Genomic DNA, 7,608 nt, shown 5'->3' with positions numbered 1-7,608 from the left:
GAAGTGGTTCGCATAGGACTGCCGGCGCGGGTTGGGCAGGCCGAGGGCCTGACGGGCAAGGGTGAGCTGGTCGCGGTTCATGCGGCCTCTCCCTCCGCCTTGCCGGCGAGGCCGCCCGCCGTGACCACATCGGCCACCATCATCGCGAAGTTCGCGAGGTCGGCGGCGGCGGTTGGGACGGCGTTGCGGTTGGCGTCGAGGTTCCGCACCCCGTCGTTCAACAGCCGGTCCACGGCGAGCGCGAGCTTGGCCGCGTGGCGGGTGCTCTGATCAGTGAGCCATTGCGGGTGCTCGGTCTTCCAGCCGGGCTTGTGGTCGTTTTCGCGCAAGCGCGCTTCCATGCGCAGAGCAAAGACCGCGACTTCGGGGCGGACTTCGGCGAGCGGCGGTGCCAGCAGCGCAAAGGGCGGCTCGCGCGAGCCGGCATAGTGCGCCTTCACCATGTCTTCCATGTTGGCGAAGTGCCCGGCGACCTCGCCGAGGGCGCGCGTCGTGTTACCATTGCCGTGGAAGATGACTGCGGCCGACGCCTTCATGAGCGCGTCCATGATGTGCGGGCGCGATCGGCCGTCCAGTAGACGGAGAAGCGCGAGCACGAGGCTATCGGGCTCGGGCAGTCGGTCCTCAATCGTGCGAACGATTTGCTGATCGTCGTTCATCGCGCCGCCTCCGCGATCATGAGCGTGCCGCGCGGGGCTGGCGTGGTGGTGGCGATGCCGTAGACGGTGACGGCGCCAATCATGCCAGCGACGGCGACGAACTCGGCCGAAGCACGAAGGACGCGGCCGAGGGGGACGAAGTGCCTGAGGATGCGCGCGGTCTCGCGCAGCTCGGCTGTAAGGGCGCCGCGCATCAGACGAGGCTCCTGATAGCAGCCATCACGACTACGAAGCCGACCAGGGCGAGAAAGCCCGTGATCGCCAGCTCAAGCGTGTTGTCGGAAACGGGGCCACCGTTTTCGGAGGGGGCCGGGCTGCTGGCCGGGGCAGCGGAGGGGCGCGGGCCGGCGTCGTTCGCGATCTCGCGGTAGAGGGCCTTGGCCTGCTCGGGGTGAAGGTTCGGCTTCATTCGGCCGACCCCTTCGACTTGGCGCGCGCGACCATCTCGGCCACTTCGCGGCCGAGTTCGGTCAGCTCGGCGCGGTCGAAGATGCGGTTGCGGCTGGTGGGGCGCACCTTGCAGAGGTTGCGGATCGCGAGCTGCGAGACGTGATCGGCCGGGATTGGCTCGCCGTCCTTCGCCGTCCAGCCGAGCGAAGCGCGCGGGCCGCGACGGTAGGCGCGCTCGGCCAGCCGGCGTAGCGAGGCGTGGAGGTGTTCGGGGATCGTGACCAGCGAGAGACCGTCCACTGTGGGAATGCGCACGGGCATGTATGGGCTCCATCCGTTGGGATTGGAGCAGGTTAGTGCGAAACGCACTCATTCATCAAGTGCAATATGCACATGTTGCGTTCGCCGCGGATAGTTCGTGCGTTTTAGGGTTGCGGTTTTCCACGTAAACCACAACCGGACGGGCTGTTCTGTAGGACTAAGTTCCTGTTATGTTCCCGTCAAACGAAAGGGTCAGGCTCGAATCAGGGCGGCGGGAGTAGCTAATGGCCGACGAGAGCGACTTGATAGCGGCTCAGTTGATCGCAGACGAATGGATGAAGTTAGGCCGGTCTGAGCGGGAGATTGTACTGACGTTTGTCAGGGAACTTCGTCGCTCTCTGCCTTCTTCAGAGACTGCACCAGTGCAGCAACAGCCGCCCGGTGAGCTGGATTTAGGCTGAGGAGATCGTCGATAAGCGCATCTCGAACAGCTGGCTGCGAATGAGTTTCACCCGTCAGCAGCCACGCTTCGGAAACCTTGAAGGCTTTCGCGTAACGCTTCGCGCTTCGCGAAAGGCCTCGTTCGCCGCGTTCATGCTGCGAGTAGGTGTCATAACTCCAATCAAATCTGATTGCAGCCGCGCGCGCGCTCTCAAAGCCTGCCGCCCTCCGAGCCTGCTCTAAACGTTTAGCCTGGTCTGGACGGTCATCGAATTCCACAAGTGCAATTTGCCCTAGATAGTGTGTGCGTTTCGACTTGACTGTCTTATGTGCGATATGCACACATTCCGCCATGAGCTATCGTCCTTCCGACATCAAAGCACTGCGTGAGCGCCAGGGGTGGTCGCAAGCCGAACTCGCAGCGAGCTTGAATGTGCACCGTACGAACATCTCTCGGTGGGAGTCGGGGGCCACGAGTCCACGCGGGTCGGCTATCCGCCTTCTCGACCAACTTGCTGCCAGCGCTCCTCCTGAGCCACCCCAGAATGCGAAGGCTTCATCGGATAGTCATGCGAAATCGATCCCTCGCCTTTCCCAAGGTGTGGTGCGGTGACGGACAGCCTCGCCCCCGATCTGAAAGCCCTCAAGGCGACCAGTCACGCACTCGTCGAGGCTGTTGGCGGCTGCGTCGCGGCCAAGGTGCTCCTCGGTCACCGGAGCGCGTCCACCGTCAGCGCGCAAACGTCGATTTCAGACCCGGAGCGCTGGATGGGCCTGCGCGACGTGATGATCCTGGAGCGCCACGCGCAACGGCCGATCGTGTCCGAATGGCTGGTGGAGCGGCACAAGGCTGACCCGGAGCGGGTGCGGCGCCCGCTCTCGATTGAGGACGTGGCGCGGATCGCGAAAGAAAGCGCCGAAAGCAAGCTCGCGATCCTCGCCGCGCTGGCTGACGGGCGCGTCGACCAGTGCGACCGCGTCAACGTTGCCCGCGAGCTGCGCGAGCTGATCGGCGTTGCGAGCGAGCTTCTGGATGCCGTGGAGTTCGGGGCATGACGATCTGGCGAGCGGTCATACGATCCATTCAGACGGCTTCACGCGAGGCGGTGAAGTGACGGCTGAAACCCTTCCCATCCGCGTCGACTGCCGAAGCGCGATCGTCGCTCTAACGACGCTGATCGTCTCGATTGAGAGGTTCGCGAAACCGGGCCAAGGTCTGTTCGAACTGATCCGCGATCCCGCCCATGCGTTCGATCACGCCACCGCTTTCGATGCGAACTTTGAGCTGTTGTCCACAGGACGGGCACGCAAGGTCCGAATTCAGCTTAAGCCAGCTCAAGCTTTCTTCGAACGTGTGCGAGCACTGCGTGCAAGCGATGTTCAGCTTGAGCGCATCGTTCACGCTTCTAATCACGAGGTTGTCTCCCAGGCAGGTCGCACAACCTGCACGGTAACACAGCCGGAGGGCTGGGTGCCATGACCCAATGCTCCCAGCCTTCATTTTTGCCCATTCGCATCATCGCGGCCGACGGCATGAAGGATCCGAAGGGGAATGCCTCTGCCTTCATCGCCGACATCGTTGCGACGATGAACGCCGCCTGGGCGCGCAAGGGCGTGGCGGGCTGCGATATCGCGGCGGCCGAGTGGCGCGGCGCAGACGGCTTTCTGTTTCTCGACACGATCCCCGGAGCGGAAGCGCTCACGGTGGGGCGCGTCAGCGCGTTTCTCAAGGCCGAGCGTGACAAGGTCGCCAAGCGCACGGCGGATGGCCTCGCGAGGCTGCTGTGACGGTGCGTTTAAACGCCTGTCTTGAATGCGGCTGCGACCTTGCGCCCGGCCCGCAAGAGCGGGAGTTCTGCTGCGCCGGCCATCGCTCGGCTTGGAACAACCGCCGTCTCCAGCGCGGCGCGGCGCTGTACGACCTCTACATGGCACATCGGTTCGAGCGGCCGGTTGCGCAGGCGGCCGGTGTCTTCCAAGCCATCAACCGCCTCGCATCCGACTTCCGCGCAGAGGACCGCGAGGTCCGCGCCGGGCGCCGATCCTGGCGTCGGCTGGACACGGTGCTCGGCGAGCGGCCGCATCTTCGATCCGTCAAGTTCAGAGTGAGGGTTGGGCGTTGAAGGTCGTTTCCGAAGGGGGCGGCAAGAGCCCTCCCGAGCCGCACGAGCTCGCAATGCATGACGGGGCCGGGTGCCTCGACTTCCTTTTGCGCGCGCCGGTGATCGGTGCCGAAGTTCCGATCGGTGATGGAAGCGTCGGCGTGGCTATTCGCACCGCCGGGTTCGGCCATCCGGCGCAGCGGGCCTTGCGAGCCATGGGCGTCGTCGTGCGGCCTGCGCCGGTGTCGGTGTTCGTCGCCATCGCCGCCGATCACCCGACGCTGCGCCGGCTGTTCACGCGCTCGTACTGGTGCGACGGCTGGGCGGGGCCGCTCCTGCGCCTGCCTGGCGCGCAGGGCGGCGAGCGCATGAGCTTCGGACGGGTCTATTCGCCCGCCGTGCTCGTACCGCTCGCCCTGATCTGCGGTGAGCCGCAATGATGGCGACAGCGGTTCGGGCCAAAGACCTGTTTGTCGAAGAGGCGCGGAGTGTCACGATCTCCGAGGCGATGCACCGTTTGCCGCTTGGGCCTCTCCGCGCCGTGAGCGTGACAGGCGAGCATGTCGGGCCTTGCCCTGTCTGCGGCGGCAGGGATCGCTTTCAGGTCAACCCGACGAAGAACGCCTGGCTCTGCCGGGGTGCGGCGCAGGGCAAGGATGCGATCGGCCTTGCCGCGCATGTGCTCGGCCTCGACCTGGCTCGGGCCTCGGACTTTTTGGAGGCCTGCGCGGCGGTTTCCGGGCGGCCCGTGCCGGATGGGCATGAGGAGGACCCGACTGAAGCGGCGGCGCGCGCCGAGCGGCTGGCGGCGCGGCGGCGCGAGAACGAGGCGAAGGCGGCCAAGCGCGACCGGGACGCCAACATCTATCGCGAGCGTCAGCAACAGCTTGCGCGCGGCAAATGGCTGAACGCGCAGCCGGAGGGGCTGCATTCGATCTATCTCGCACGGCGCCTCGATCGCTACGCCCGCGACCTGCCGGTGACGCCGTTCCTGCGGACCAGCATGGTCGAGACCTATTGGCACGGCGAGGACGAACGCGATCCACGCGGGGTGCCCGTGGAGTTGTTCACCGGTCCGGCCATGGTCGCGCCCTTCGTTCTGCCGTCCGGCGAGATCGTCGGCTGTCATCTGACGTGGATCGATCTGACACGACGGCCGAAGTTTCGCCCCGTGCTGCGCGACCCGAAGACCCCGCGCGGCGAGGCCTTGCCGACAAAGAAGATGCGCGGGACGAAGAAGGGCGGGATGATCCCGCTGATCGGGTTCTACGAGCTGGATGGTCTCATTCTGCCTGACCCGCATCGCACGCGGTTCGTGTCGGGCGAGGGGATCGAAAACACCATCGCGGCGGCGCTGGGGGACGGCGTTCGGGCCGATACGATCTACGCCGCTGCCGGTGATCTCGGCAACCTTGCCGGCCCGGCCGACCCCGCCTCGCGCATCACGCACCCGACCTTGAAAAAGCCCAACCGCAACGGGGTGCCGCGCGCCGTGTTCGTGAAGGGCGCCGTTCCCAAGCCCGATCAAAGCCCGGCCGACGCCATGCAGGTGCCGCCCTGGATCACCGAAATCCTGCTCGTCGCCGATGGCGACAGCGAACAGGTCTCGACCGTCTCGGACATGCAGCGGGCCAAGACCCGCCTCCAGTCCGGCGGTGCGCTCGTCGATGTCGCATGGCCTCCCGAAGGCATGGACTTCGCGGACATTCTTGCCCTCACTCCCCACGGACACTGACATGACGAAGAAAGCCGACCCACGCCTCGCTGCCATCAGCGAGATGCTGGCCAACGCCAAAAGCCAAAGCGGCCCCGCGCTGACGGCTGCGGCCGATGTGATTCCGGAGGAAGGCGAGGACCTTCCCGTCGCGCGATCGCTGGACATCCCGCGCGCCGCGCAGACGGAAGACGCGAGCGAGCGCATTGTTCTCTGGTGCGCCGGCCTCGATCATTCGGACACCGACAACGGACGCCGGCTGATCGCGCATTTCGGGGCCGATCTCACCGTGTTGCGGCAGGAGGGTGGCAAGACCGCGCTCTATGGCGTGTGGACCGGCACACATTGGGACATCGCCAATGGTAACAGCGCCGCGCACGGGCTCGCCCAGCTCCTGGGGGATCGCATTCTCCTGGAGGCGGACTGCCTGCGGCTTTCAAACGGGCAGATGTTCATCATCACGGAAGCCAAGAAAGCCCGCGACAAGCCGGAGGGAAGCCGCACGGACGACGATCGCGACGTGATCAAGAAGGCCGAGCGCATCGAAGGCCAGTTCACGAAGCGGGCGGCCGAGCGTCTGGACTGGGCCGTCTACTCGAAGAACGCCCGGCAGATCGACGCCATGCTAAAATGCGCCGCGCCGCACCTTCTGCGCGATGCCGACAGTTTCAATTCGGATCACTACAAGGTCGCCGTGAGGGGGCATACGCTCACCTTCCACCACGGAACAGAGCTCGTGCCGAACCCTGATCTGGAACGCGAGGACGCCCCAGCCGATGCTCCCAGCGTCGTCCCGGCCAAGTACGCGCGCTTCGCGGTGAGGATCGGGCACGATCGGCAGGACTACATCACGGCGGTCATTCCCACGTCCTACGATCCGAAGGCGACGTGCCCGAGGCTGACCGCGTTCCTTGAAGAGTTCATGCCCGACAGGGCTCGGCGCCGTTTCCTCCAAGTGGCGTTCGGGCTTGGCCTTCTCGGCATCACGCCTCAGAAAATCTTCTTCCACTTAGGGTCGGGCGCCAACGGCAAGTCGATCGTCATGGAGGTCATCTGCCGCGTCCTCGGCGGCTATGCCGTGACGCTCGAAGCGAACAGCTTCTTCGGCGAGAGCGGGCAGGCGGGCGGCGCGTCGCCCGATCTCGCCCGGCTTCCAAACGCGCGGCTTCTGCGCGTGCCCGAACTGCCAGAGGGTGAGGAGCTGCGCGTCGATCTCGCTAAGAAGCTGACCGGCGGCGAAAAGATCGCCGCGCGGCCCCTGTTTGGCGGGTATTTCGAGTTCTATCCGCTCTTCACCACGCATATGTCGGGCAACGGCTATCCGAAGATCACGGACCTTTCCAACGGCATCTGGCGGCGCCTGGAGGTGATCCACTGGCCGGTGACGATCCCGGTGGAGCGGCAACGCAACTTCGATGAAGTGGTGCGCGAGTTCGAGGCTGAGCATTCCGGCATCCTGAACTGGCTGATCGAAGGCGCGCTGATCTATCTGCGCGAGGGCTTGGTCACGCCGACCGACGTGACGGTCCAGAACAAGAAGTACCGGGCCGCGATGGATCCGACAGCCGCGTTTCGGGATCGGTGCGTAGTGGCCGATCACGGGGGATCGGTGACGGCCCGTGAAATGTACGAGGCCTATCTCGCCTTCGCCGAAGACAGTGCCATCCTGCCGATCAAGCAGACGCTCTTCGGGCGCATCATGGTCAAGCACCACGAGCGGGAGGACGGACGCATTCGGCGCTACCTCAACGTCAAGCTCGTGGATGTGCCGGAGCGCCAGCGCCGAGGCCGGGGGCATGGCGAGGAACAGCCGGAGGAATATCCCGAAGGGTATGCCGGCCCAGCCCCCAAGGATGGCGAGGAATAGCGCCGCACAGGCCACCCATACGTTTCCGCCCCGCCATGCAAGGTGCGCGCCTTGAGCCATTTATGAGGATTTACACGATGCTTCGACCACCATAGCCGCTTCGCCCCGTCCGCCTCTTGCCGTATAGAGCTTCGTGCTGCCCTCTTTCGAGGGATTGGGAAAGCTACGCCCTCC

13 protein-coding genes are annotated in these 7,608 nt (G+C 65.2%); 7 read left to right on the top strand and 6 right to left on the bottom strand.

Going from position 1 to position 7,608, the window contains the following annotated elements; all coding sequences use genetic code 11:
• Nucleotides 1–77: 77 nt before the first annotated feature.
• From B146_RS28070 to B146_RS28695, 5 genes are all read right to left on the bottom strand, one after another.
• On the bottom strand, nucleotides 78–659 hold the full coding sequence (locus B146_RS28070; RefSeq protein ID WP_019998742.1) for a hypothetical protein: 582 nt from the start codon (nucleotides 657–659) through the stop codon (nucleotides 78–80).
• Nucleotides 656–853, bottom strand: a complete 198-nt coding sequence (locus B146_RS0122495; protein ID WP_019998741.1) for a hypothetical protein — start codon at nucleotides 851–853, stop codon at nucleotides 656–658. The genes B146_RS28070 and B146_RS0122495 overlap by 4 nt, the downstream gene beginning before the upstream one ends.
• Complete coding sequence (locus tag B146_RS0122490; protein ID WP_019998740.1) at nucleotides 853–1,068, bottom strand: hypothetical protein; 216 nt, start codon at nucleotides 1,066–1,068, stop codon at nucleotides 853–855. The genes B146_RS0122495 and B146_RS0122490 overlap by 1 nt, the downstream gene beginning before the upstream one ends.
• Complete coding sequence (locus B146_RS0122485) at nucleotides 1,065–1,370, bottom strand: hypothetical protein (RefSeq protein WP_019998739.1); 306 nt, start codon at nucleotides 1,368–1,370, stop codon at nucleotides 1,065–1,067. The genes B146_RS0122490 and B146_RS0122485 overlap by 4 nt, the downstream gene beginning before the upstream one ends.
• 318 nt (nucleotides 1,371–1,688) lie before the next feature.
• A complete protein-coding gene (locus B146_RS28695) occupies nucleotides 1,689–2,105 on the bottom strand; it encodes a helix-turn-helix domain-containing protein (RefSeq protein ID WP_244498205.1) in 417 nt (138 codons plus the stop codon).
• On the opposite strand from B146_RS28695, the gene B146_RS30325 reads away from it, so the two are divergent.
• Genes B146_RS30325 through B146_RS0122465 form a run of 4 tightly spaced genes read left to right on the top strand, consistent with a single transcriptional unit; the run spans nucleotide 2,104 to nucleotide 3,539 of the window.
• The gene (locus tag B146_RS30325) at nucleotides 2,104–2,364 is read left to right on the top strand and encodes a helix-turn-helix domain-containing protein (RefSeq protein WP_040408893.1); all 261 of its coding nucleotides are present in this window, start codon (nucleotides 2,104–2,106) and stop codon (nucleotides 2,362–2,364) included. The genes B146_RS28695 and B146_RS30325 overlap by 2 nt on opposite strands.
• Nucleotides 2,361–2,807, top strand: coding sequence for a hypothetical protein (locus B146_RS0122475; protein ID WP_019998738.1), 447 nt, complete (start codon nucleotides 2,361–2,363; stop codon nucleotides 2,805–2,807). Before B146_RS30325 ends, B146_RS0122475 begins: the two co-directional genes overlap by 4 nt.
• Entirely contained in the window at nucleotides 2,785–3,231 is a 447-nt protein-coding gene (locus B146_RS29230) for a hypothetical protein (protein ID WP_155897669.1), read from the top strand. Before B146_RS0122475 ends, B146_RS29230 begins: the two co-directional genes overlap by 23 nt.
• 53 nt (nucleotides 3,232–3,284) lie before the next feature.
• Nucleotides 3,285–3,539: a hypothetical protein gene (locus B146_RS0122465; RefSeq protein ID WP_244498206.1), complete on the top strand. Its 255-nt coding sequence runs from the start codon at nucleotides 3,285–3,287 to the stop codon at nucleotides 3,537–3,539.
• 8 nt (nucleotides 3,540–3,547) lie between these two features.
• On the opposite strand, the gene B146_RS29225 is transcribed toward B146_RS0122465, so the two are convergent.
• Entirely contained in the window at nucleotides 3,548–3,835 is a 288-nt protein-coding gene (locus tag B146_RS29225; RefSeq protein ID WP_155897667.1) for a hypothetical protein, read from the bottom strand.
• A gap of 179 nt (nucleotides 3,836–4,014) precedes the next feature.
• On the opposite strand from B146_RS29225, the gene B146_RS0122455 reads away from it, so the two are divergent.
• The 3 genes from B146_RS0122455 (at nucleotide 4,015) to B146_RS0122445 (ending at nucleotide 7,434) form a co-directional block, all read left to right on the top strand.
• Nucleotides 4,015–4,293: a hypothetical protein gene (locus tag B146_RS0122455; RefSeq protein WP_192843333.1), complete on the top strand. Its 279-nt coding sequence runs from the start codon at nucleotides 4,015–4,017 to the stop codon at nucleotides 4,291–4,293.
• Between the two features lie 101 nt (nucleotides 4,294–4,394).
• A complete protein-coding gene (locus B146_RS0122450; RefSeq protein ID WP_244498207.1) occupies nucleotides 4,395–5,588 on the top strand; it encodes a primase-helicase zinc-binding domain-containing protein in 1,194 nt (397 codons plus the stop codon).
• Nucleotide 5,589: 1 nt separating this feature from the next.
• Entirely contained in the window at nucleotides 5,590–7,434 is a 1,845-nt protein-coding gene (locus B146_RS0122445) for a DNA primase family protein (RefSeq protein WP_019998732.1), read from the top strand.
• Nucleotides 7,435–7,608: the final 174 nt, after the last annotated feature.

Source organism: Aureimonas ureilytica DSM 18598 = NBRC 106430 (genome assembly GCF_000382705.1).
GTDB classification, from domain to species: domain Bacteria; phylum Pseudomonadota; class Alphaproteobacteria; order Rhizobiales; family Rhizobiaceae; genus Aureimonas; species Aureimonas ureilytica.
This window is presented reverse-complemented; position numbering and strand designations above follow the sequence as displayed.

Excerpts from the sequence above, each read along its gene's own strand:
- B146_RS28070 (WP_019998742.1), bottom strand. The coding sequence starts at position 659 with ATGAACGACGATCAGCAAATCGTTCGCACGATTGAGGACCGACTGCCC.
- B146_RS0122495 (WP_019998741.1), bottom strand. The coding sequence starts at position 853 with ATGCGCGGCGCCCTTACAGCCGAGCTGCGCGAGACCGCGCGCATCCTC.
- B146_RS0122490 (WP_019998740.1), bottom strand. The coding sequence starts at position 1,068 with ATGAAGCCGAACCTTCACCCCGAGCAGGCCAAGGCCCTCTACCGCGAG.
- B146_RS0122485 (WP_019998739.1), bottom strand. The coding sequence starts at position 1,370 with ATGCCCGTGCGCATTCCCACAGTGGACGGTCTCTCGCTGGTCACGATC.
- B146_RS30325 (WP_040408893.1), top strand. The coding sequence starts at position 2,104 with ATGAGCTATCGTCCTTCCGACATCAAAGCACTGCGTGAGCGCCAGGGG.
- B146_RS28695 (WP_244498205.1), bottom strand. The coding sequence starts at position 2,105 with ATGGCGGAATGTGTGCATATCGCACATAAGACAGTCAAGTCGAAACGC.
- B146_RS29230 (WP_155897669.1), top strand. The coding sequence starts at position 2,785 with ATGCCGTGGAGTTCGGGGCATGACGATCTGGCGAGCGGTCATACGATC.
- B146_RS0122465 (WP_244498206.1), top strand. The coding sequence starts at position 3,285 with ATGAAGGATCCGAAGGGGAATGCCTCTGCCTTCATCGCCGACATCGTT.
- B146_RS29225 (WP_155897667.1), bottom strand. The coding sequence starts at position 3,835 with ATGCGGCCGCTCGCCGAGCACCGTGTCCAGCCGACGCCAGGATCGGCG.
- B146_RS0122445 (WP_019998732.1), top strand. The coding sequence starts at position 5,590 with ATGACGAAGAAAGCCGACCCACGCCTCGCTGCCATCAGCGAGATGCTG.